This window comes from Neorhizobium sp. P12A (assembly GCF_008365395.1).
Classification (GTDB): domain Bacteria; phylum Pseudomonadota; class Alphaproteobacteria; order Rhizobiales; family Rhizobiaceae; genus Rhizobium.
In genome coordinates, this window is record NZ_QOVX01000039.1 from 1 (window position 1) to 21489 (window position 21489).

General features: G+C 57.3%; 40 protein-coding genes and 1 pseudogene. 28 read left to right on the forward strand and 13 right to left on the reverse strand.

The features are described from left to right. From DTW90_RS35460 to DTW90_RS35500, 10 genes and pseudogenes are all read right to left on the reverse strand, one after another. A pseudogene (locus DTW90_RS35460) lies at positions 1 to 426 on the reverse strand (hypothetical protein); the annotation flags it as partial. Between the two features lie 2 nt (positions 427 to 428). Then, entirely contained in the window at positions 429 to 650 is a 222-nt protein-coding gene (locus tag DTW90_RS35465) for a hypothetical protein (protein ID WP_149344708.1), read from the reverse strand. Further along, positions 647 to 1921: a site-specific DNA-methyltransferase gene (locus DTW90_RS35470; RefSeq protein ID WP_149344710.1), complete on the reverse strand. Its 1275-nt coding sequence runs from the start codon at positions 1919 to 1921 to the stop codon at positions 647 to 649. Before DTW90_RS35470 ends, DTW90_RS35465 begins: the two co-directional genes overlap by 4 nt. Positions 1922 to 1924: 3 nt before the next feature. Beyond that, entirely contained in the window at positions 1925 to 2362 is a 438-nt protein-coding gene (locus tag DTW90_RS35475) for a hypothetical protein (RefSeq protein ID WP_149344712.1), read from the reverse strand. A gap of 288 nt (positions 2363 to 2650) precedes the next feature. Beyond that, positions 2651 to 3190: an HNH endonuclease gene (locus DTW90_RS35480; RefSeq protein WP_188080176.1), complete on the reverse strand. Its 540-nt coding sequence runs from the start codon at positions 3188 to 3190 to the stop codon at positions 2651 to 2653. A 56-nt stretch (positions 3191 to 3246) separates the two neighbouring features. Further along, positions 3247 to 3423, reverse strand: a complete 177-nt coding sequence (locus DTW90_RS37475; RefSeq protein WP_188080177.1) for a hypothetical protein — start codon at positions 3421 to 3423, stop codon at positions 3247 to 3249. Continuing rightward, complete coding sequence (locus tag DTW90_RS35485) at positions 3420 to 3629, reverse strand: hypothetical protein (protein ID WP_149344716.1); 210 nt, start codon at positions 3627 to 3629, stop codon at positions 3420 to 3422. The genes DTW90_RS37475 and DTW90_RS35485 overlap by 4 nt, the downstream gene beginning before the upstream one ends. Continuing rightward, entirely contained in the window at positions 3626 to 3820 is a 195-nt protein-coding gene (locus DTW90_RS35490) for a hypothetical protein (RefSeq protein WP_149344718.1), read from the reverse strand. Before DTW90_RS35490 ends, DTW90_RS35485 begins: the two co-directional genes overlap by 4 nt. Beyond that, a complete protein-coding gene (locus DTW90_RS35495; RefSeq protein WP_149344720.1) occupies positions 3820 to 4002 on the reverse strand; it encodes a hypothetical protein in 183 nt (60 codons plus the stop codon). Before DTW90_RS35495 ends, DTW90_RS35490 begins: the two co-directional genes overlap by 1 nt. Then, a complete protein-coding gene (locus DTW90_RS35500; RefSeq protein WP_149344722.1) occupies positions 4003 to 5439 on the reverse strand; it encodes a GapR family DNA-binding domain-containing protein in 1437 nt (478 codons plus the stop codon). 327 nt (positions 5440 to 5766) lie between these two features. On the opposite strand from DTW90_RS35500, the gene DTW90_RS35505 reads away from it, so the two are divergent. Both DTW90_RS35505 and DTW90_RS35510 read left to right on the forward strand, forming a co-directional pair. Further along, positions 5767 to 6462 (forward strand): XRE family transcriptional regulator, encoded by a 696-nt coding sequence (locus DTW90_RS35505; RefSeq protein ID WP_149344724.1) that lies wholly within the window; start codon positions 5767 to 5769, stop codon positions 6460 to 6462. A gap of 24 nt (positions 6463 to 6486) precedes the next feature. After that, entirely contained in the window at positions 6487 to 7311 is an 825-nt protein-coding gene (locus DTW90_RS35510) for a three-Cys-motif partner protein TcmP (protein ID WP_149344726.1), read from the forward strand. Here DTW90_RS35510 and DTW90_RS35515 read toward each other — a convergent pair. From DTW90_RS35515 to DTW90_RS35525, 3 genes are all read right to left on the reverse strand, one after another. After that, positions 7308 to 8060, reverse strand: a complete 753-nt coding sequence (locus DTW90_RS35515) for a DUF5131 family protein (RefSeq protein ID WP_149344728.1) — start codon at positions 8058 to 8060, stop codon at positions 7308 to 7310. The genes DTW90_RS35510 and DTW90_RS35515 overlap by 4 nt on opposite strands. Positions 8061 to 8174: 114 nt before the next feature. After that, on the reverse strand, positions 8175 to 8483 hold the full coding sequence (locus tag DTW90_RS35520; RefSeq protein ID WP_188080178.1) for a hypothetical protein: 309 nt from the start codon (positions 8481 to 8483) through the stop codon (positions 8175 to 8177). Continuing rightward, positions 8473 to 8709, reverse strand: coding sequence for a hypothetical protein (locus tag DTW90_RS35525; protein ID WP_149344730.1), 237 nt, complete (start codon positions 8707 to 8709; stop codon positions 8473 to 8475). The genes DTW90_RS35520 and DTW90_RS35525 overlap by 11 nt, the downstream gene beginning before the upstream one ends. Positions 8710 to 8884: 175 nt before the next feature. Here DTW90_RS35525 and DTW90_RS35530 point away from each other — a divergent pair, with 175 nt between their 5' ends. From DTW90_RS35530 to DTW90_RS35650, 26 genes are all read left to right on the forward strand, one after another. Further along, positions 8885 to 9220, forward strand: coding sequence for a hypothetical protein (locus DTW90_RS35530; protein WP_149344732.1), 336 nt, complete (start codon positions 8885 to 8887; stop codon positions 9218 to 9220). A gap of 10 nt (positions 9221 to 9230) precedes the next feature. Continuing rightward, a complete protein-coding gene (locus DTW90_RS37480; RefSeq protein ID WP_188080179.1) occupies positions 9231 to 9398 on the forward strand; it encodes a hypothetical protein in 168 nt (55 codons plus the stop codon). 11 nt (positions 9399 to 9409) lie between these two features. Beyond that, a complete protein-coding gene (locus tag DTW90_RS35535; protein ID WP_149344734.1) occupies positions 9410 to 9664 on the forward strand; it encodes a hypothetical protein in 255 nt (84 codons plus the stop codon). Continuing rightward, on the forward strand, positions 9661 to 10050 hold the full coding sequence (locus DTW90_RS35540) for a VVA0879 family protein (protein WP_149344736.1): 390 nt from the start codon (positions 9661 to 9663) through the stop codon (positions 10048 to 10050). Before DTW90_RS35535 ends, DTW90_RS35540 begins: the two co-directional genes overlap by 4 nt. After that, positions 10047 to 10328 (forward strand): hypothetical protein, encoded by a 282-nt coding sequence (locus DTW90_RS35545; protein WP_149344738.1) that lies wholly within the window; start codon positions 10047 to 10049, stop codon positions 10326 to 10328. Before DTW90_RS35540 ends, DTW90_RS35545 begins: the two co-directional genes overlap by 4 nt. Continuing rightward, entirely contained in the window at positions 10312 to 11385 is a 1074-nt protein-coding gene (locus DTW90_RS35550) for a hypothetical protein (RefSeq protein ID WP_149344740.1), read from the forward strand. Before DTW90_RS35545 ends, DTW90_RS35550 begins: the two co-directional genes overlap by 17 nt. A gap of 2 nt (positions 11386 to 11387) precedes the next feature. Next, the gene (locus DTW90_RS35555; RefSeq protein WP_149344742.1) at positions 11388 to 12176 is read left to right on the forward strand and encodes an ERF family protein; all 789 of its coding nucleotides are present in this window, start codon (positions 11388 to 11390) and stop codon (positions 12174 to 12176) included. After that, entirely contained in the window at positions 12173 to 12760 is a 588-nt protein-coding gene (locus tag DTW90_RS35560; RefSeq protein WP_149344744.1) for a 3'-5' exonuclease, read from the forward strand. The genes DTW90_RS35555 and DTW90_RS35560 overlap by 4 nt, the downstream gene beginning before the upstream one ends. Beyond that, positions 12757 to 13425 (forward strand): lambda exonuclease family protein, encoded by a 669-nt coding sequence (locus DTW90_RS35565; protein ID WP_149344745.1) that lies wholly within the window; start codon positions 12757 to 12759, stop codon positions 13423 to 13425. The genes DTW90_RS35560 and DTW90_RS35565 overlap by 4 nt, the downstream gene beginning before the upstream one ends. 3 nt (positions 13426 to 13428) lie before the next feature. Next, positions 13429 to 13887, forward strand: coding sequence for a hypothetical protein (locus DTW90_RS35570; protein WP_149344747.1), 459 nt, complete (start codon positions 13429 to 13431; stop codon positions 13885 to 13887). Next, positions 13884 to 14108, forward strand: coding sequence for a hypothetical protein (locus tag DTW90_RS35575; RefSeq protein WP_149344749.1), 225 nt, complete (start codon positions 13884 to 13886; stop codon positions 14106 to 14108). The genes DTW90_RS35570 and DTW90_RS35575 overlap by 4 nt, the downstream gene beginning before the upstream one ends. Further along, positions 14105 to 14467 (forward strand): hypothetical protein, encoded by a 363-nt coding sequence (locus DTW90_RS35580; RefSeq protein ID WP_149344751.1) that lies wholly within the window; start codon positions 14105 to 14107, stop codon positions 14465 to 14467. The genes DTW90_RS35575 and DTW90_RS35580 overlap by 4 nt, the downstream gene beginning before the upstream one ends. Then, the gene (locus DTW90_RS35585; protein WP_149344753.1) at positions 14464 to 14688 is read left to right on the forward strand and encodes a hypothetical protein; all 225 of its coding nucleotides are present in this window, start codon (positions 14464 to 14466) and stop codon (positions 14686 to 14688) included. The genes DTW90_RS35580 and DTW90_RS35585 overlap by 4 nt, the downstream gene beginning before the upstream one ends. Beyond that, on the forward strand, positions 14685 to 14984 hold the full coding sequence (locus DTW90_RS35590; RefSeq protein ID WP_149344754.1) for a hypothetical protein: 300 nt from the start codon (positions 14685 to 14687) through the stop codon (positions 14982 to 14984). The genes DTW90_RS35585 and DTW90_RS35590 overlap by 4 nt, the downstream gene beginning before the upstream one ends. Then, complete coding sequence (locus DTW90_RS35595; protein ID WP_149344756.1) at positions 14981 to 15190, forward strand: hypothetical protein; 210 nt, start codon at positions 14981 to 14983, stop codon at positions 15188 to 15190. The genes DTW90_RS35590 and DTW90_RS35595 overlap by 4 nt, the downstream gene beginning before the upstream one ends. Beyond that, positions 15157 to 15606, forward strand: coding sequence for an HNH endonuclease (locus DTW90_RS35600; protein ID WP_246665181.1), 450 nt, complete (start codon positions 15157 to 15159; stop codon positions 15604 to 15606). Before DTW90_RS35595 ends, DTW90_RS35600 begins: the two co-directional genes overlap by 34 nt. Beyond that, a complete protein-coding gene (locus DTW90_RS35605) occupies positions 15603 to 15971 on the forward strand; it encodes a hypothetical protein (protein WP_149344760.1) in 369 nt (122 codons plus the stop codon). The genes DTW90_RS35600 and DTW90_RS35605 overlap by 4 nt, the downstream gene beginning before the upstream one ends. 3 nt (positions 15972 to 15974) lie before the next feature. After that, positions 15975 to 16499 (forward strand): class I SAM-dependent methyltransferase, encoded by a 525-nt coding sequence (locus tag DTW90_RS35610; protein WP_149344761.1) that lies wholly within the window; start codon positions 15975 to 15977, stop codon positions 16497 to 16499. 3 nt (positions 16500 to 16502) lie between these two features. Beyond that, positions 16503 to 16781, forward strand: a complete 279-nt coding sequence (locus DTW90_RS35615) for a hypothetical protein (protein WP_149344763.1) — start codon at positions 16503 to 16505, stop codon at positions 16779 to 16781. Next, positions 16781 to 17038 carry a hypothetical protein gene (locus DTW90_RS35620; protein WP_149344765.1) on the forward strand — a complete coding sequence of 86 codons (258 nt, stop codon included), beginning with the start codon at positions 16781 to 16783 and terminating at the stop codon, positions 17036 to 17038. The genes DTW90_RS35615 and DTW90_RS35620 overlap by 1 nt, the downstream gene beginning before the upstream one ends. Continuing rightward, complete coding sequence (locus DTW90_RS35625; RefSeq protein ID WP_149344767.1) at positions 17035 to 17916, forward strand: hypothetical protein; 882 nt, start codon at positions 17035 to 17037, stop codon at positions 17914 to 17916. The genes DTW90_RS35620 and DTW90_RS35625 overlap by 4 nt, the downstream gene beginning before the upstream one ends. Further along, positions 17903 to 18784, forward strand: coding sequence for a hypothetical protein (locus DTW90_RS35630; protein ID WP_149344768.1), 882 nt, complete (start codon positions 17903 to 17905; stop codon positions 18782 to 18784). Before DTW90_RS35625 ends, DTW90_RS35630 begins: the two co-directional genes overlap by 14 nt. Further along, positions 18781 to 18981, forward strand: coding sequence for a hypothetical protein (locus tag DTW90_RS35635; RefSeq protein ID WP_149344770.1), 201 nt, complete (start codon positions 18781 to 18783; stop codon positions 18979 to 18981). The genes DTW90_RS35630 and DTW90_RS35635 overlap by 4 nt, the downstream gene beginning before the upstream one ends. Continuing rightward, entirely contained in the window at positions 18978 to 19499 is a 522-nt protein-coding gene (locus DTW90_RS35640; RefSeq protein ID WP_149344772.1) for a hypothetical protein, read from the forward strand. The genes DTW90_RS35635 and DTW90_RS35640 overlap by 4 nt, the downstream gene beginning before the upstream one ends. Further along, positions 19496 to 19732, forward strand: a complete 237-nt coding sequence (locus DTW90_RS35645; protein ID WP_149344774.1) for a hypothetical protein — start codon at positions 19496 to 19498, stop codon at positions 19730 to 19732. The genes DTW90_RS35640 and DTW90_RS35645 overlap by 4 nt, the downstream gene beginning before the upstream one ends. A gap of 485 nt (positions 19733 to 20217) precedes the next feature. Further along, positions 20218 to 21354, forward strand: coding sequence for a tyrosine-type recombinase/integrase (locus DTW90_RS35650; protein WP_149344776.1), 1137 nt, complete (start codon positions 20218 to 20220; stop codon positions 21352 to 21354). Positions 21355 to 21489 lie beyond the last annotated feature (135 nt).

Consider the following 21489-nt stretch of genomic DNA (forward strand, 5'->3'; position numbering starts at 1 on the left):
CTCCTCGACGTTCTCCATGATGATGACGTCGACCTTGCCACCGCTCTGCTGGATGCGCTCGACCCAGCCCGGAATGATCCATGCGAGATCGCGGATATTGCGCTCGACTGGCTTGCCACCCTTCGCCTTCGAAAAATGCTTGCAGTCGGGGGAGAACCAAGCGAGGCCGATGTGGCGGCCGGCGAGATGGTCGAGCGGATCGATCTTGTAGACATTCTCGCTGATGTGCAGCGTATCGGGGTGGTTCGCAGCATGAAGCGCCAGCGCCGCCGCATTGTGGTTGATCGCAATATCCGGCGAGCGGCCAAGCGCCATCTCGATTCCGGTCGACGCGCCACCGCCGCCGGCAAAGCTGTCGACGATCATCGGCGGCAGGCCGCGACCGTGCATGAAGTCAGGCATTTCGAAGAGATTACCGGTATGCATATTCACGAAGCCACCTCTTCTTGCTGCTGGGCCTGGCGTTCTGCTTGGGCTTTTGCGAGATTGTCGAAGCCTTCGATTGCCTGATCGAGCGTGTCGATGTGACGGCGAAAGCGCTCAAGGCGGTCGGCGCCCATCCGTTTTCCATTGGCGTCGACGGTCAGGATCTTGTCCTGGCGGATCTCGCGGAGATCGGAGGCTATGGTGGCGGCTGATTTTCGGGTCATGCGGCACCTGCTGAAAACAGAGGGCCGGCATCATCGTCGGCGAGTCCGCGACGCTTGATGATCTCGCGCTTCTTCTCATCCGGACCGGCGAGGCAAAGGCGCATGCGCTCGGCAATATCAGCCTGATATTCAGGCTCGCGTTCGATCAGGACGGCGTTGAAGCCTTCGCGCCAAGCCGCCTCACCTGTCGTGCCCGTACCGGCGAAGCAGTCGAGGACGGTCCCTCCCGGCGGTGTGACCATGCGGACGAGGTATTGCATGAGGTCGACAGGCTTTACGGTCGGGTGCTTTGAGCCTATGCGATCGTCGGCGTCAGCTTTCGCTGAATAAAAGAACCGAGCTGCCGAACCGCTGTCGCCACGCGCTTGTGTCGCCGGGCGGCCGCCGAAATCACGATAGACCTGATTTGTCTTGCTGCTAGGCTCGCCTCCGGTAACGTCTCCTTGCTGGCCGTTGCTGTCGGGGAACAACGCGACAACTTCGTCGCTGCCATCGTGGATGACATTCGCAGGCCAACGGCCATCTGGCGATCCGCCGCGCGGGCCGGGCTTGGCAGCGAAATTCGTGCTGCCGTTGTTCTGATAACGGCGCTCGGCGCTCGCCTCCCCAGCCCGGTAATGCGACCACAGCTTGCCGGCGCCTTCCTGAAGATCATCGTCCGAGGGGATGCGGCAACCGTCGATGTTGATCGCGCCGGTACCATGTCTGAGAATGTTCAGTGTGCCATTATCTTCGCTGAATGGCTTCTGCCCCATATAAATTGGCTCGATCGCGGGCTTCAGGGATTGGCCGCCATAGCGCCAGCCATCGACGTCGATCCCGGCGAAGGGCCCATCGACGGCGCACGCCTTGATACGCGTCGCCTTCGGCATGCCAGCGGCGAAAATCCAGGCGATGAGCGGGTGATTGATAAAGCCAGCATCCTCGATCGCAACAGACATGCGACCGAACCCGCGCGTCGACGCAAAGGCGAGCAGGTAGGCACCCGGCTTCAGAACGCGGAGAACCTCGAGCCAAGTCTCGATGCGGAACGCGATGTCGCCGCCATCCCACTTCTTACCCATGAAGCCAGCAGACGCGCGCTTGAACGCGCCGGTCTCTCCAGCCTTCACCTCGGCAGAACCTTCCTTGCCAAAGCGATCGACGATGCTCGTGAGATGATACGGAGGGTCCATGCAGGCGCTGTCGATGCTGTTATCCGGCAATGACCGGAGCACATCGAGGCAATCGCCCGGGTAAAGTGTAACTCGGCCGTCGAGGAAGCTGATCACCGCTTACCCCTTCTTGCCTTTGCGAATTGTAGACGCAGCCACGTCCACGCGCGCCGAAGCACGCTTCGCGTCAATCTTTTCATGATCTCCCCGCAATCTCAGCCGTTCGGCCTCGTACCGATCCGCTGCGTCCTCGTTCACTTCGCAAGTATGCTCGTAATAGAGCTTCAGCCGACGGTAATATTCGCCAGCAACATCCTTCATGGTGCGAGATTTGTATTGAAGCCGATAGAGGTAGCTTTCAGGAACGCCGCTGTTCTCTGAAAGACGATACCTGACCTGATACTCTTTATCTCCCCGGCCCTTAAACTCCTTGTCCATGAGTTTGCCGGTCCAGTCGATCGCTTCTTGCAACGCGTAGCTGCTCATTTCGCCCTCGGAATTTTTCTTTCCAAATCGTGAGTCATTTTTGGTCTTTCGGAACTCGTTATTTCCGTACATTCCAACGCTCCTATGCGATCAATCTCCTTGTTGAACGGAGACTTCAGATGCGCAGGACCGATAGTGAAAACGACAGAGGAGAAAGCCTTGCAGGGCCTTCGCCCTCTGTCGTCGGCTCAGACCGCCGCCTGGATGCCGTAATTCCATTCCCTTCGCGAGATCGAGCCGCCGCCTCGTCCGGTCTCGCTATCGCCGACGACGCTCCGCCAGTGTCGTCGGCACCCTTCACAAGTCTCGGAGACGCTGTTCTGCCGGTAGTGCTTCGATTGGCAAAAGGTCGACCGACGATTAAATTGAAGGCGCGGAGACGTGGGGAGGAGGACACGCCTCCGCGCTCATGACCTGCCCCGACGAAGGCACGGTCAATTTCTTCCATGTTTTCCCTTTGCGGATTTTGGAGATAGAGCTGCCAGCTACCCCGAACTCTTCAGCCAGAGATTTGTTGTCTTCGCCCGATGCGATCCGGCTCAGTATTTCTAGTACTTGCGGCTCAGTTAGCTTCGGAGATATCGGAGAGCCAGGCGTGTAAAGTATGTTCCTGCCCTTCGAGACCATATCGTCAAAGTTATCCTGAGGCGTTCCAAGAAATAGATGATTTGGATTCCAGCAATTCCGAACATCGCACCGATGGCAAACAAGAACACCTTCAGGTATTTCCCCTTTAAACGCACCGTAGGATAACCGATGAATACGGACTCTCTTTCCATCAACGTCAAGCCGACCGTATCCATTGTGACTGATATCGTAGTTGTACAGCCAGCACCCGGAAGATCTGTCGATCTCAGTCCTGACCATGGCTCTTTCGATCCAATTCAAGATATCGGACATGAGGAATTCCCCTCTGCAAGTTTCAGTTACGGCACGCGATCTGCGATGAGGTCGCGCTATCTGGGCCATGCTCCTTCGGAAGCGCCGGATTGCTCTTCGTCGAATAGGTACCCACGCTCTTCTTCGCGGGTGATTTCAGAGGAGCGCACGCAAGCGGCGAGAGCCAGAAGCGCGCCGACAAGAGCGACGACACAGCCGCCGACGATCGCAGCGTCTTTGAGAAATTCGATCATGCTGCTCTCCCGTTGTTGTAGCGAAGCGTCATCGGCGTGATCTCGCGTTCGCAGTTCTGGCAATGATGTTCGATGACTTCCTCGATCGAGAGGGCGCGGCCGCAGTGAGGGCAGCCGTCGAAATGCATGCGGTGCATCGCTTGTTGGGATTGCCGAGCAGCCTCGACGGTCGAGTGAACGTCCAATGTGGAAACGGTGCGGATCATTGCAGGGTCGCTCCTTTTGGCCGGAAGGCTTCGATGGTGACGAAGGTCAGGCGCACGGAAGGCGCGATCAGATTGTTCCGATCGACCGACACCCAGCACAGACCCTTTTCACGCTGTGCCGCTATCAAGCGCTCGGCGTCGTTGTCGTTTCGAAGGACGATGGAAATCAGTTGGGGAGAAGATGACTGCATTAGACCGCCCTTCCCTTGAGATTGAGGACAACGGCGACCGCAACGTTGAGAGCGAAGCTCGATGCCGCAAAGGCGAGCGTGGCCCAAAGCGGATCATGAAATTGCTGTGCGGAGACGATCGCGCATCCAGTGTCGATCGTGTTGAAGCAATCGCGCTTGAGATAACGGAGGGCTCGGATCATTTATGCCACCTCCTCTTCATCGGTAATGTGAAAAGCTGCTCGGATGTCGTCGGCGCGGTGCGGGATCTGTTTCGCCAGAGCGGCTGCAATCTTGCGCTCCTGCGCCGGATACCAGTCGCGGGACGAACGCTGCCACTTGATGACGTCGGTCAGGACGTCCTTGCCGCTGTAGCAGATCACCGGATATTCGATCTTGAGGGAACGAGCCGCGTTGTATCGGTTCCACCCGTCGACGATGACGTCGCCCATGCGAACGATCGGTTCCAGAACGCCGTTGACCTCGATGTCGGCCTTGAGGCGCTGGAAGGCATCCTGCGTCAATTCCGGGAAGCAATGGGCATAGCCCAGCGTCTTCATCGGCATGGGCGGGACGGATTCGTACCTAACGCCGTCGGCGTCTTCGTCTCGCGGCAGCTTCGACGAAGCGAATGTGCCGCTCAACGTCATGAATACCGGGACGGAATAGGTGTCGGACGAGCAATCTTCCTTCTCGGCGTCCTGCTCGTCCGTTGCTGGTTCGTGGGTGCCATCGGCTCCAGCTGCGCCGGGGAGCGGTCCCACTCCGCTCGTCGTTGCCGTTTCCGGCGAATTCGTTGCCCGTTTATCGTCCGGGCCAGACGAATTACTATTTTCGTTGCGGCCAGGTGCGCGCTCCGCGCTGCTCGTTACATCTTCGCCTCCTGCGTTGGCGCCGGCAGTGCTCAACCCACTGTCGAGGCTTTGGCCTTCTTCGCGATCCTCGGTCGGATCGAACTCGGGATTGGTGGGGAGGTCAGCCGAAACCGCCTCCCCGTCGGAGCGGCCCTCACGATCCGCAAGCGTCCCGGCTCCTGTCCCGGCGGGAGAGGCTTCGGCTTGCGGACCTGCCTCTGGGGATGCCTCATCGTTGGTCGAGGACCTTACGTGGGTCTCTTGTGCTCCGGCTTCGCCTTGAGTGGCCGGGGCGGATTGGATCGGGCCGTTGCCATATTTGCGGGCAACGCCGTTCGAGATTGCGATATTCTCGGCGTGGGCTTCCTCCGATATAAGACCGTCGGCCAGCATCTCAGCCGAGAGCGCGATATTGTCGTCCATGGCTTCAGACGTGCGCTGGCGGCGGCGAGCGTCGCGGTCGAGGATTTCGCCTGTCTCTGGGTCAAATTCCTCAATGTTTTCTCGTGCACGCAGGCGCGCATCGCGCGTGGAAGCTTTCGGAGCGTTCAGGGCATCGAGATAGACATCAACGACAGCCTCGAACTCAGCGTCTGCTGGGTTCGCCTCGTCTTCCTTCACCTTGCGGCGGAATGCCTCGCGCAGCTCCTTGCTGCCGAAGCCGCGTCCTTTGGACTCTTTGAAGAGCTCCTTCAGGTCGTCAGCGATCCTCTGCTTTTCCTCTTCCAGGCTAAGCCAGCGGGAGAAGAACGCCTTAATCTCGTCCTGTGCGGTGCTGTCGGTCATTCAACTGCCTCCGCTACTGGCGCGAAGTCAGAGGCTCGAACATCAATACCGCGCTCACGGGCGGCGGCGAGGATAGCCTGCACATGCCAGTGAGGCACAACGCCGCCGGTCCCGCCCTTGTCCCTAGGCATGCGCCAACGCATGACCGTATGAACTTTGACGCCGGACACCTCGGCCAGAGGCTTCAGACCCTTGAATTTCTTGATGATCGTGTTTGCCGGTTCGCATCTCATACTCGCGAATGTACGATAAGCATACAGATTGCGCAAGAGGGTATGTACGATTTTCCTAACTGCGTTCAAATCCGCCGTGTGCGAAAATCAAACAATGGCTGACGAGTTTACAAACCAATATCTTGACTGGATCCGCGACGGGCTTGCACAGCCTGGGAAGACGCAGAGCGGGCTTGCGCGCCATCTCGGAATTGCACATCCGCAGATCACCCAGCTCCTGAAAGGCAATCGCAATCTCAAGGTCCATGAGATCCCAAAGATCGCCGAGTATCTTGATCGGGCACCCCCGGGGGCCGAGGTAAAGCAGGTGACGCCGGCCATTATCGCGGCCCGCGTCGCCGGCATTGTCGAGGCTGGGTCATTTCGTGAAGTGGACGAGTTCGATCAATCAGAACCAGAGCAGATCATGTTGCCGCGCGATGAGCGATTCCCGAGAGCCAGGTTGCTTGTTTTCGACTGCAACGGCGACAGCATGAACGATCTACGCCCTCGCCCGATCTTCCCCGGCGATCGCCTCGTTTGCATTTCCTACGAAGACGTTGAGGGTGAAGTCGAGTTGCGCTCGGGCATGATCGTCGTCGTCCAGCGAGAGCGAGACGGCGGCCATTTCCGCGAATGGTCAGTGAAGCAGCTCGAGCTTTTTGCGGACCGCGCCGAATTTCATCCGCGATCGACCAATCCGAAGCATAAGCCGATCGTCGTTCGAAGGGATCACGACGCTGACGACGGCGTGACGGTGCAGGTAATCGCACTTGTCCGCCGCGTCATGAATGAAATGCCGGGTTTCTGATCATTTGGACGGGGCGCATTACAAATGGGTGATTTGGTAGAGGGCGATGACGGGTTGCCAGCCGAAGATGTTGGGCCATGGGCTATCGAAAAGCATGAATATCTCTGTCGCTACATAGATATCTCACGTGGCGCCCGCAGAAAATTCATCGGCCCAGGCAAAGCAGGCGCCACCTATATCGATCTTTATTGCGGGCCCGGTCGCGCCCTAGTTCGGAAAGGACAATTCATTGACGGCAGTTGCGTCGCGGCGTGGCGCAAAAGCGTAGAAGGTGGGTCTCCTTTCTCGCAGGTTTTTATCGCCGACAAAGATGAGCTACGTCTGAACGCAGCAACTGAACGATTGCGCGCCGTCGGGGCGCCGGTAGTTTCTTTCCACGGCTCTGCGGTCGACACGGTCAAACAGATCTTGAAGCGCTTGGAGCCAGGTGGTCTGCACTTCGCTTTCCTGGACCCTTATAGCCTGGGCGTTCTGGATTTCGAGATCTTCAAAACTCTGACATTGCGCAAGCGAATGGACATTCTTGTTCACCTGAGCAAGATGGATCTTCAACGGAATTTGGGACGGAACTTAGCTGCAGATGCCTCAGCATTCGATGCGTTCGCGCCTGGTTGGCGTACGGCTATCGACGCGGCTCAGGGACAGCAAGGTATCAGGGTCGAACTGATCAATTATTGGAAATCGCTCGTTGCCGCCGCAGGCGTTTCAGCATCGCCCGAGATGAAGCTTCTCAAAGGACAACAAGATCAGCATTTGTATTGGCTTCTCCTCGTTGCCAGCCATGATCTAGCCCACCGCTTTTGGAAAGTCGCCGCGAAAACAGATAAGCAGGAGGCTTTCGATTTCTAAGCCACCGCTGCCGGCATTTCGTCATAGGTACGGCCATTGAGTTCGCGGCCCGCAGCTTTCTTGTTCCGGCCGCCCCACTGCTTGAAAAAGAAAGCCGTGCCGGCGTCGCGACACATCTGCTCGATTTCATGAACCCATGCAGGGTCCATGTATCGAGACTGCGGGCCCGATTCCCCGCCGACGATTGCCCAATGGATATCGGCCAAATTAGCCCCAGCTACAGATCCAATCAACGGCTCAAAGGATGTGAAGCGAACGGCGGCAGGAACATCGCGAAGCTCGTCCAGACGGTGAAGAACGCGGCCATCCTCGACACTCGTACCAAGCCAGACGTTGGGGAGAACCTTGAAACCCTTCCCGGGCAGAATTTCCGCCATGCGATCCGGCCTCTTGGTCAAGATCTGATAAGTGTGCTGCGGCGTGTCCTCCATCGTGTTCCAAACCGCCGAGATGAAGTCCGCCGGCACATCAGCGTGAAACAGATCAGACATCGAATTGACGAATATCAAACGTGGCTTCGACCACTTGGATGGTACATCGAGCGATTTCCAATCCAAGTAGATTTTACCTGTCCATTTTGCGCGCCCCCCGCTTTTGCGCGTAAGCCCGACGTACTTTTCGGTTCCCATGGCATCGAGTCTGGCGGCCATCCTCATCGCATAACAATTAGTGCAGCCCGCAGTCAGGACAGTGCAACCAGCCACAGGGTTCCAGGTCGCGTCGGTCCATTCGATTGATGTATCTGCCATTGTCAGGCTCCCAAAAAGGATCAAAAATCAGCGATTTGCGTTAGAGAAATCTAGCATTAAACAGCCGATTTAGGAAGCAAAAACAGTGCTTTATGCGAAATAATTGCCAGAAATTTACGCTGCGAAACTTCGCAGACTTTTGTAGTCAAACTCTCGGCATGCATTGGCGATGTCCTGCAACAGCCAGCGCTTCGGCGGCGTGCACATATAACTTTTCCCATCGTCACCGAGAAAATTCATGAGCGGCAGGACGCAGAATTCATCCTCGTCTCCGACCGGCGCGAACGGTCCCACCTTGAAGCCATACCCAGGAAAGCGGTTGCTGAGGTAGTTCTCAAACCGCTCTTTCGCCGCCGCGACGGCCGCGCGCTGCTCGTAGGGCGACACGATGATGAATTCCAGAACGTCTCGTTCAATACCCATAAGCGTTTCCTCCGCTGATACCGGTCAATCTTCCGATCACGCCGCCGCACGGGTGGCATCTGAACGGGATTCTTTCGAGGAAGACGCTCTCGATCAGCTCTTCCGCATCTCGCGGGACATCATCGCCGATCGGCATCTCCACGACCATTTCACTATCCCGCAAACAGTTCTCGCACCGGATATGGAGTGTGAACGGTGCGACCTCTCTCAATAACGCATGGCCCATTTTGTTCTCCTTTCGTTCTATTGAAGCCAGAACCTAGGAGAAGAGTCGAGTCTGATTCGCGATTCGCTGTTAATTTTTTGTCGCGTTCAAAATGTACGATTAGCATACATTTTATTGTTGACCGGAATGTATGATTTGCGTACATTAGCCTCACTGAAGCACACGAGGCACGGCAATGACCAGCGCAAATCTGACGGCAGACGCCCTCCGCGAAAACATTAAGAGCCTGAACGCTGTCATCGGCAAAATCCGCGAACTGCACCGCGCTGGCAAGGAAGCTCCGAAGTCTGCCGCTCGGTACGTCGAATACCTCCGCGCCGCCCACGATCTTCGCGAAACTGCGGTCGCCGCTGGCCTGACCGGCTCGCTGATCGACCTGCAGGCTCCCATCGCCTTCCGTGACCAACTTGTAGGTCACACCGAAGAACAGCGCCGCCGTATCGAGTGGAAGGGCGTCTTCGCCTTCCTCGGCCCGGTCGCCGCACCCGTCATCACCAAGATTGCAGCCTGAGGGGAAATCAATGAATTCGCTCAACGAATATCAGTATGCCCGAAAATTCATTCTGTCGCACATCCGGCAGGTCCGAAAGATGGTCCGCGACGGACGGTACATCACCGAGGGCCGCGCCCTGATCAAGAAGGCGCAGGCAGACGCCGCGCGCCGTCGCTTCAAAGCCTACGAAGCCTGAGGGGAACGACCATGGACAACGAGACCACAATCAAGGCCAGAGCGCTTGCTGAATCTATCGGTCGAGAACTGACGACCGCCTTGGCATTCGCCGCCAAGCATGATCCGGAATTCAATTACGACGTCAACTGGCACCACGGTGCAGCCCGCGAGGAGTTTGAACGTCTCGCCGGTCTCCTCGGCTACTCGGTCATGCGGCTTGATCCGTCGATCGGGCACAACTCGGACGCTCGTCTTGAGCGCACTGTCGGAGCATCGCTGTCATGAGCCGTTATCAGATTTCCATCGACGAGTTCAGGAACCGTTTGAAGGCTCAGGGCGTCAGCGACCGCGTTCACATGGCGGTCAAGTGCCCGCTCTGCAAGACGGTTCAGTCTCTCCAGAGCTTCATTTGCGCCGGTACCGGCAAGGAAAAAGCAGAGAAGTACATCGGCTTCTCATGCCTCGGTCGCGTCACTGGCGCGGGCTCGCCCCGGAAAGAACCTGACGGCAAGCCCTGCAACTGGACGCTCGGTGGCCTGCTTCACCTTCACGAAATGGAAGTCGTCGACGAAGACGGCAAGGTTCATGCCCATTTCGAGATCGCATCCCCTGAGGAAGCTCAGGCGCTCGAAGCGCTGAACACGGTCTCGGAAACGGCAGGTGCCGCGTGACCGACTGCATCATCAAACAGTTCGGCGGCTGCTTCTGCGAAGACGGCGAATGCGCCGATCAGGCTCGCCACCAGCGTACGGCTGATCTCTTCGCACGCCAGCGGGCGGCGGACGAGCGCTTCCGTCGCGGCACAAAAATCATGGGCTGGGGAGCATCGATCTGCGGTGTCATCGCCATGGTCGGGATGATCTACGCCGCCGGTGCCAAGGCCGACACCTTCTACAAAAATGATTTCCTCAACAAGCAGGAGAGTGATGTTCATGTCGCACGCCGCTGAAAAGCTATTGGGGTTCCCGGAAGGTGACGCTGTGGCCGATGTGGTCGCGCTCGTCAGCGAAAATCCCGGTTCTGTCCTTACCGACGACAACCTCTATGACCGCTTCGTTGCCCAGCTCCGCAAGGATGTCGCCGCTTTCGTTCCTGATCTGTCGACGGCAACCAGCCGGAAGAAGATCACGTCCGAGGCGTTTCGCATCACCCGGTTCAAGACCGCGATCGACGACGCCGGCAAGAAGCTGAACGAAGATCGGCGCAAGGAAATCAACGCTGTCGATGCCAAGCGCCGCACGGTAAAGGCCGATCTGGAAGAACTTGCCGAAGACGCCCGCCGCCCTCTGACACAGTGGGAAGTCCAGGAAGAGGCCCGCGTCGCTTCCTGCCTCGCGATCATCAAGCATATCGAGGATTGCGGCAATGGTCTGATCGGCGGCGAGCCGCAGGCCTTCGGTCTTCTCTTCTATGAGCTTGAGCAGAAGATCGTCATCAACTCCGATCTCGGCGAATTCGAGGATCAGGCCCGCACCGCGCACCGGATCGCGACTGAAAAGCTGACGGCGGCTTTCGAGGCCCACAAAAAGGCCGAGGCAGACCGGATCGAGCTTGAAAAGCTTCGTGCCGAAAAGGCGGAACGTGATCGTATCGAGCGAGAGCGCGCCGAACAGCGCCTCAATGAAGAATTGAAGGCGAAGCAGGCGGCCGAGCAGAAGGCCCACGAAGAGCGCGTCGCCCAGGCCGCCCGCGAACAGGCTGAGCGCGAAGCTAAGGCAGCGGTCGAGAAGGCAGAACGCGAAGCTGCCGCCGCTATCGCCAAGGCAGAAGCCGAGGTCAGCGCCGTCAAGGAAGCTGCAGAACGAGCCGAACAGCGGCGCCAAGATGAAATCCGCCGCGAGCAAGAAGAACGCGAACACCGCGAACGGGACCGTGAGCACCGCGGCAAGATCATGTCGGCGGCCAAGGAAGCCTTGATGGCTCAGGGCATCGATGAAGAGCCGGCCAAGAAAATCGTGCTGGCGATCATTGCCGGCGAAATCCCCAACGTCCGATTGGAGTTCTGATCATGAACCAAGTTGCAAAGGTGAATGACGAGACGCAGGTTGCCCACTACGAGGAGCCCGCCCAGAATACCGGGCTCCTCGGCGTAATCGAGCGGCTTGCCAGCAATCAGAATGTCGACGTCGAACGACTGTCTGCCATCCTGAAGATGCGCGCCGACGAAGAAGAGCGCGTCCGTCGTATCGAGCGGGAGGACCGCGACGACGCCGCGCGCCGGGAATGGCTGGCTGCTTTCTCTGCTGTCCAGTCTGAAATCGGCCCGATCTTCCGTACCAATGACAACAAGCACACCAAGTCGAAATATGCCGATCTGGCCGATATCGAGCGCATCGTCACGCCGATCCTGACCAGCCATGGATTTTCCACGACTTCGGCCCCGATCCCTTGCAAGCTTCCCGGCCATATCCGTATGCGCCTGACGTTGGGCCATTCCGGCGGCCACGAGAAGGTCTACGAGGACGATTTTCCTTTGGACGCCGCCGGCTCTGGCGGGACCGTCAATAAGACCGCGATCCAGGCTAAGGGCAGCACTCAGACTTATGCCCGCCGATACCTCAAGGCCAGCGCGCTCGACCTAGCCTTTATGGACGATCGGGATGGGAATGCGCCTCCGAAGGACGAAAGCAATATCAGCCAGGACCAACTGGCTAAGCTTCGCGAGACGCTTGAAGCAGCCGACGCCGACATCGAAAAGTTCTGCCGATATTTCCGCATTGAGGCACTTCCTGACCTCCTTGCAAAGGATTTCGACCGCGCGATTTCGATGATCGGGCAGCGGAGGGCGCGGGCGTGATCCTGTTCTTCGACACAGAAACGACGGGCTTCTTCCAAGATCGCCTTCCGGTCGATCATCCAGATCAGCCCTATATCGTTCAGTTGGCCGCCGAGCTTTGCGACGATGACGGAAAACCGATCTCCGGCTTTTCCTTCATCATCGACAACGGCGTCGATATCCCGGCCCAGGCAGCGAACGTTCATGGTATCACGACCGAGCGCGCGGCGCAGTTCGGAATGAGTGCGGCATCCGCGCTCTCGCCCTTCACTCATCTTTATCAGCGCGCTGATCTCGTCTGCGCTCACAACATCAAGTTCGATCGCGGCGTGGTCGAGGCTGCGATCGCGCGGCACTACGAGCGCATCATGCCGCTGCGCAAGCCGCTCTTCTGCACGATGGAAGCGGCTGCGCCTATCGTCAATCTGCCGCCCACCGAACGCATGCTGGCTGCCGGCTTCAATAAGCCGAAGGCGCCAAAGCTCGAAGAATGCATCCGGCACTTCTTCAACGAAGACCTGGGCGGCGCCCACGATGCGATGGTCGACGTCATCGGCTGCCGGCGCGTCTATTTCCACCTGAAGAAATTGGAGATCGCGGCATGATCCAGATTTTCGATTGCGCCCAGAACACGCCGGAATGGTACGCCGCCAGGGCGGGAATCCCGACCGCCTCCGAATTTCACACCGTCATGGCATCCGGCCGCGGCGGCGGGGAGAGCAAGACCCGCAAGACATACCTGTACAAGCTCGCCGGCGAAATCATCACCGGTGAGACGGTCGACGGCTACAGTAACGCTCACATGGAGCGCGGCCACGAGATGGAAGAAGACGCCCGCGAGATGTATTCGTTCATCGCGGACGCCGATGTCCAGCGCATCGGGTTTGTTCGCAATGGCGCCAAAGGCGCAAGCCCCGACGGACTGATCGGCACGAACGGCATGTTTGAAGCCAAGTCCAAGCTCCCTCACCTGCTTATCGAATGCCTGATGCGCGACGATTTCCCGCCGGAGCACAAGGCGCAGTGCCAAGGCGCGCTCTGGGTCGCCGAACGCGAGTGGATCGATATCGTCGTCTATTGGCCGAAGCTGCCGCTGTTCGTGAAGCGGGCATATCGGGACGAGGCCTATATCGCCTCGATCGCCACGGCGGTGAAGCAGTTCAACGACGAGCTCGCCGACATCGTCGATCAGGTGAAGCGATACGGCCACAAGCCAGTCGCGGCCAATGACACGGATGCGCTTCGCCAGCATCCTTTGATGGCGGGGTGAGCCATGTCGACGAACAACCGCATCGTCGAAACGGAACAGGCCCGCGACATGCTGGTCAAGTTCATCCAGGGCAAAACTATGCCGTTCACGTGCTCGATCACGGACGGCAAGCACCGGACGACACCACAGAACAAGCTTCAACGCCTCTGGATGGTCGAGATCGCCACTCAGCTTGGCGACCGCACCCCGGAAGAGGTTCGCGGCGAATGCAAGCTCATGTTCGGCGTCCCGCTTCTCCGGCGGGAAAACGATGCGTTCCGATTGGGCTACGACAAGCACGTCAAGCCGCTGCCCTACGAGACGAAGCTAGCCCTGATGCGGGATCCGATCAGCATCCCGGTTACGTCGCTCATGACGACCCGGCAGCTGACCGACTACCTCGACGAGGTCCACCGGCACTATTCCCAGCAGGGCATCGTCCTGACCAATCCAGAAGATTTGAAGAACCGGAGAGCGGCATGACCTGCAACTGCATCGAAACCGTCAACGAAAAGCTAGCCACCCGCAACACGCGGCTCGTCCTTCCGATCGTCTTCCGTCCGGTCGGCTCTCCCGACATGCCTGACAAGGTCATGGTCTGCACCGAGCAGGTGGAAAAGGGACGCGGCAAGGAAAAGGCCGTCGGCATGTTTTCCACCTACTGCCCCTTCCGCGGGGTGAAGTATGCGGAGGACGTGGCATGACCGGCCCCTTCCTCATCTGCGACCTGCGCCCGGAATGGAACTGGCGCCCATACGTCACGTTCTGGCGTCCGAACAACGCCAATTACGCCTATCCGCTCGTCTGGTCTGGCGACTACACCGAAGCTGAGGTCATGAAGGGCGGCAGCTACTACACGACCGTCGAAAGCGGCATCCTGATCCGCTTCCCGGTCTTGCGGTCGCTCGTCGAGCCGATGGCCGTCGCACCTGATCGCGGCCACATCGATGGCGACACCGGACCGGTCGTTCTCAACAATCCCGAAAATTGCGCGAAGTTGAGGGAGCTTGCCTATCAGCCGGCGCTCTTGGCCTTCGCCAAGGAAATGGCAGGTGCGGCATGAGCATCGATCGCATCATCCTCAAGACCATCCGCCTCTGGTCGAAGTTCCGAGCCGCCCGACTGGCCTCGATATCCGACCGTCGTCTTGACCGTGCCATCCCCGGATATCTCGAGCGCAAGCGCAAGATCGAAAACTGCCGTCGCTCACATCGTTCGACGAAGTCCGTCTTGGCCGAACAGCGCGAGGCGATGAACGCTGCACTGCGAGGGGGATCGCGATGACTTGGAAGCGCCAGCGCACCACGGCCAGAATTGACGTAACCGCCAACGTCGACCTCGACGATTTTTCGGAACAGCAGCTTCTTCAAGCCTTGATCGACGCGAAGTGGATCTCGGAAGAGGAAGCCGAGGCGATCGAAAAGCGCAGCGCTTCAAAATCTCCCGTCAGCATATTCGTCAGTTCCTATGACGACGAACTGTCCGAGGCTCGCAGCAATCTGCGCCGTGGGCATCGCTCGGAAGCGCTCATCCACCTTGAACGATATCTCGGCCGCGATTGGATCGGAGTGCTGCAATGAACACTGTCGCCCACAAGACCATCCTCGCCCGCCACAAGGTAAACGGCCCCTTCGGAATAGCCGACCAGGCTGCCGAGGATTACCTGATCAAGAACGGATTCGCGAGATACACCCGCAGGCCCCTGATGCTTCTGACCCCAAAGGGGCAAGCCTACGCAAAGCGGGAAAAGGCGTGGCTATCCCAAAGTGCGAGGGCACGGTCATGAGCCGCACCGAATTCACCCGCGCTACGAAACGTGATGCTCTCGAACGCTCTGGCGGCAAGTGCGAGGCATCCGGTCCTCGGTATGGACTTGAGGAAGGCCAGCGCTGCAATTGCTCACTTTCGGTCGGCGTCATCTTCGATCACGACAACCCGGACCAGATGGGCGGCGACAACAGCCTCGAGAACTGCAGGTCAATTTGCATCACCTGCAATAAGTTCAAGACGCGTGGCGACATCCGAGAAATTCGGAAGTCCGACCGGATTCGCGACAAGAACTCTCGCGTGATCCGGCCAGCCGGCAAGCTGAAAGGCCCCGGCTTCGCCAAAGCCGCCAAGCCCGATCGCGTCCCGAAGGATTCACTTCCTCCACTTCCACGCCGTCCCCTTTACACCCCCAACACCGAGAACAGCAGATGAGCGATTCATATCGGGCAATCTATGATGCAGTCCGAAGCCGGATCAGTGGTGGCGACATTGGTGCCGTTATTCAGCAAGTCGCTCAAGAGCGGCTGGACATAAGCTTTGCGGTTAGCATCATCCAACAGGAATTCGTATGCGCCGCCCAAGAAATGCAGCGCCCATCGGTCATTTTCAAGCCGTCGCTCATTCAAGATGGAAATGCGTGGCTTGCGATCTACGGCGATCTTCCTACTGGCGTTGTCGGAACGGGCGAAACGCCAGCCGCTGCAATGTATGATTTCGATGCGTCATGGCTGAAGAAAGCCGTCGCTCCTCCCGGCTATGGTTTCGCCACCCCCAACACCGGATACGAGAGGGAATAACAGATGAGCGAGACGCCTGTTCTAGATCCTTGCTGCGGGAGTCGGATGTTCTGGTTTAACAGAAACGACGAACGCGCAACTTTCGGTGATATTCGCCGTGAAGAGCATATTCTGACGGACAAGTCCAGTTTCGGCGGTTCTCGCCGGTTGATAATTGATCCTGATCATCAAATGGACTTCCGTTCTTTGCCGTTCTCTGACGATACCTTCCATCTGATTGTTTATGACCCTCCCCATCTCGTCCAGAATGGGAAATCTGGCTGGCTGGCGAAGAAATACGGTAAGCTTGGTGAGGATTGGCGGTCTGACATCAGAGGCGGCTTTTCCGAATGCTTCCGTGTTCTTAAGCCATTCGGAACGCTGATCTTTAAATGGAACGAGCACGAAGTAAAGGTCTCGGAGCTTCTGAAGCTTACCGACCAAAAGCCACTCTTCGGCAATCGATGCGGCAAAACCGCAAAATCTCACTGGATCGTTTTCATGAAGGACGATCCCTCCTCCCCCTCCACCGAAAATATGGAGGGATAGAGGATGGGAGAGAGCTACGAAGACAAGCGCCAGTTCGATACCTACGGCAGCAACAACCCGCTGTATCGGCAGGTTGCAGCGTGGGACGGTCATCGCTCCGTTCGTCTGGCTGAAGACGATATCGGCCTAGCCACAACCGCATATTCGTATCGCCTTGGCTATCGGGAGATTCAGGAAGCCGCAGAACGCATCGCCCTCCTATGGAACCTTCATCTTGGCGAAACGAACGATCAGCTTCGGGAGCGCCGTTCCTCCTCCTCTCCTACAGAGGGAGAGCTGTGATGGCGGGGATACCGGACGATGAAGACGATCTCGACCTTTACGACGGGTGCGATGACGATTTCGATTGCTACCACGAAAATTACGACGCCGATATCCTGACCGGCGAGGCTTGGTGCTCTAGATGCCAGCACAAGTGGATCATGACCTCGGAGGAAATCACTCGCGAGATCGAATTCCAAGCTGAGTATATGCGTTGCATCGAAGAGGAAGAGTCCGCCACCGCCATCCGCTCCACTCCCCAGGAGACCAAGCCATGACCAGACATGACACCGCGATTGAAGCAGTAGCCGAGAAACGGCATGAGCGGGCGATTGAACTCGCGCTGCTAGAGGTTGAGCGCTGGCAAGTCAGTCTGGCTGAAGGTGAGTTTATCGTTTTCAGGCGAGACCGTGACGGCACGATATCCGACGAGGTTCGTAGTGTCTCTCTCCAAGACAATCATGTTAATCTCGCCTTCAGGTCAATGGAAGCCGCCATCTCCGCCTACCTGAAAGAGATGGGGAATGAGGCGGTAGCGTGGCGCTGGAAAAGCGAACTGTTCGACTGGAACCTAACCGAACTGCCGCCTGTCGACCAGCATACGATGGAAGCGCAAACCGGCGTGAACATGAGAGGATTGGTTTTTGAACCCCTCTTCCTCGCCCCATCCGAAGACATCGAAAAGCTGAAGGCGGAACGGGACAACTGGATAGAAAGCGCGAGGCAGTTTAACCGTGATGCCGATTTCTATCGTGGCATCGTGTGCCGGATCGGTGATCTTTTTGGCGATGCTGCCAAGACCTCCGATGATGGTTCGCTTCAGGATAGCGTTCTGGCGCTGAAGGTCCCGGAGTTGGTTCGCTATCTCAAGCAGGACCACTATGCAGATATCCAAAAGGCAAACGTCGATTTGTTCTGCCGTCTGAAATCCGCCGAAGCAGAACGTGACGCGAAAGCCGCTCTGCTCGAAGAGGCGCGGAGGGTGCTGGAGCCGTTCAGCCGCATTGCGGACAACTTAGGCATCCAGACGCAGAGACTTTTCCTGCAATTGCTCATCTGCCCTGAAGGCGACGAGCATCCCGAAAACTACGGGCCGCAGCTCAGCGCCGCAAAATCCTTCCTTGCCAGACTGGAGCAGACCGATGCAGCCAAGTAACCCGATAGACGTTGATGCTCTCGCTCAGGAAATCCGCCGTGTTGACGGGAGGCATTCGCTCGGCGCTGGCGCGCTGGCGGAAGCATTGCTGCCATTCATCACCGCCACTCTCTCCGTAGAGCAGGAGCCGGTGGCGTGGCAGGACAAAAATACGCACTGGAGTTTCCATAGCGCCGAGGACCACCATCGATATGAAAGGGTGGCTTCGCTGTATCGGCCGCTCTACGCCCATCCACCCACCCCAGTATCATCCCCAGCACGAGACGAAGAGATCGAGCGGCTGAAGGGGGAGATACCGTGCCCCTGCACTACGTTCGAGCAGGATGAAACATGCCCGGTCGGATATCCAAGCTTGCTGTGTGGCGCATGTGGCGGCAAGGGCGTCGTGCGGGCTGAAACAGTTATCGCCCTCGCGGCGGAAATGCTCAAGATTGCCGAGCAAGTTGACGAATTGGAAGATCCATTCGCAGCGTGGGAAAGCATCGAGCTGCTCAAATCCGCCTCTCTCTCCGATCGGTCTGGAAGCGGTGATGCGGTAAGGGAACCGCGCTGCGGAGTTGTAGGGTGGCCACCGCTTAAGAAAGCAATTTGGGATCAAGTGGTCGCCGCCAACCTCAATTCTGGCAAATACATCAGCGCTTGGGATCTGACCGACAGCATCTATGCAGCCGCCACCCTTGTTACCTCCGACCGCACAGACACGGCGAATTGCTGCCATTGCGGGAGGATTGTTGACACGCGGGAGATGAAAGACGGCGGCGACCCATTCGGCTCGCAACTTTCTGATGGGAGATGGACCTGCTCAGTCGAATGCTGGGATGCCATTGTCGACCCCGACCGCACAGAGGATGGGAGGGATGAGCCATGACGCGCATCAAAACCGTTGAATACGAGGAAGGATTTGGCTGGATAGCAAGGCACCCGGTCACTGGCGAAGAAATAATTCCAGAATTTCGGTGGGCAAGCCGAGCCATAGCCAGAACCGTCGTCCTAGAATCCCGGATGTTCACCGAACCAACACCTGCCGCTTCTGAAGCTGGCTTCAATGATGGAGGGGAGAAGTGAACAATATCCTCGACGGTATGAAAGAAGCCTTAGCCGTAGCCAGTGGCGAAGAGCCGGCAGCATCTATCCTTTGGAACGGCCAGCGATACTACCCGGAATCCGAAATCCTCCGTCTCCGCGCCCTAGCCTACTGCGATACCAACAAAGGCCCGATGCTCTGGAAAGACATCGCGGATGATGCCTTTTGGAAGATCGAGCACCTCCGACGTGTAGAAATAAGGAAGCTCGCAAGCCGCATTCAAAAACAACGTGAATGCCTGCGCTGGTGGGAAAAGCTATTTCATCAGCATGTTCATTCCCATTGGCGGAAAGCGCAACCGGAATATTTTCGCATCGTCAGGCGCGATATGCGGCTAGTTGCAGCCAGCGCACGAAAGGCAGCTCTGGAAGAGGCAGCAAAGGTTGCTGACGAATATATGCTGGCGGCGGAACATGCTGGATCGGCTCCAATGAGTATTGGGGCGAAGGGCATAGCCGCCTTTATCCGCCTCCTCAAGGTAGAGGAGCCTAAAGGATGAATAAGCGCCTTCTTACAGCCCTCAGGGAGATCGCCTCCTACAGCGGTCGTATAGGACGCCTCTACTGGTTCAGGCAAGCCTTAATGCGGGAATTGGCGGTCATGGGCTATGTCGAGCAATGGTTGCCGCCTTCTGTCGCCGAACGACCGCGCATGAAGCAACGCCCTTGGCGAATTACCGATGCCGGTCGTGTCGCCCTCATCCAGGCCAATACAGAGGGGCATGGGGAATGACAGACCGACGCGAAATCATAAAAGACGGTCTGGACGAGATAGTCTCTACTGCAGGGTCTCATCTGGAGCACTTGGGCGGCACTCGCTGGTTCATTTCATTTCAACACGCCGATGGCTCCGAAACTGCAATCTGGTTTACGTCTCGAGATTTGAGAAAAGCCCATCTGGAAATACGACAAGCGAAAGCCGCTCCTGTGGAAAACAGCGGAGGAAACCGGGGATAAGATGGGAACAGCCATTGATCTCACCCGAAATGTCCCGCGCCTTGGCCTGAACAGGTCCGAAGTCGCCTTGGCGATCGGTGTGAGCGCGAATACGGTTGACCAGATGGTTCAGGAGGGCTTTCTTCCTAAGCCGCGGAAATGGCACACCCGTAAGGTTTGGCTCATATCCGATATTGTCTCGGCTATGGCTTCATGGCCAGAGGATGGCATTTCGAAGCAGAGGGAAGACGCTGACGACGGTGATGACTGGCGGGCGTCTGCATGACAGACGTGGCCAATATCGACCTGCCCTATATCGAGCAAAATAAAAGTCGTCATGACACGATGCGCTATTATCTGCGCATTGATGGGAAGCGCATTTGCCGGCTCCCCAACGATATAAATTCAGAAGAATTTGCTATTGAATATTGGAAGCATCGCAACGCCACGCTGAAGCCCATAGAGAGCGATTCTCCAAAACCGCTACTATCTGCCATAATCAAGCAGAATTCGTTCAGGTGGCTTTGTGTGGAGTATATGGCATCGAATGAATTCAAGGCGCTGGACCAAACAACGCAAGACCGCCGCCGGAATATCATTGAATCGATGTGGATTGAGCCGCTGAACGAAAAAGACCAGCGGTTGTTTGCTGATATGCCTCTGTCAAAAATGGACGTGGGCAATCTTGAGGTGCTTAGGGACCGCAAGCGAGATACGCCGTTTGCGGCGGATGAGCGCCTTAAGGTTCTTCGTCAGGTTTTCGAAACTACAAAGAACGGCAAGCAGATTGTTCCGAACATCGCCCGCCTCGTGAAACCGTTCAACGTTCACAGTGACGGACACGCCACAGCCACTCCAGAAGAGCTTGAACAGTTCATAGAGCACCATGGCAAGGAATCGAAGGCGGTCCTTGCTTTATCAATTCTCATGTTCACTGGCTTCCGTGTCTCTGACCTATCTCTACTTGGCCCGCAGCATCGGCGCAAAGATGTTTTCCACCTGAGGCTTTTCAAGAATAGAAATCGCACTCCGGTTGACATAAAAATGCCGATCCATCCCCTTCTCAAGGCCGTCCTGTCACAGCACAAGACAAATGCAATGGCCTACGTCGTCACTGAGTACGGCAAGCCGTTTAGCATAAAAGGAATGGGGAATCGCATCTCTGATTGGTTCAGGCAGGCTGGTCTTGGCCATTTGACGGCGCATTCAGTTAGGAAGGGTCTTGCCACCGACCAGGCCCACAACGAAGCCACCGATACCATGCTGGAGGCAATGTTTGGCTGGAAGGATGGAAAGACATCGAAAATATACACTCGCCAAGCCGACCAAGCTCGCCTGGCGTGGGCTGCGGTGGAGAAGATCAATTGGGATGGAATCGGCACCAAATTGGTTGATGCGAAGGAAGTTGCAGAAGGGTAAAATAGGAACAGGCTGCCACACCGGATTTTGGTGTGGCGGAACGGTTCAAGTCCAAACTGCCACACCTAACAAATAATGAAGCTTAAACAACAACTTATGGAGTGGGTTTGGAAATATTGGAGGCCTCGCCCGGAA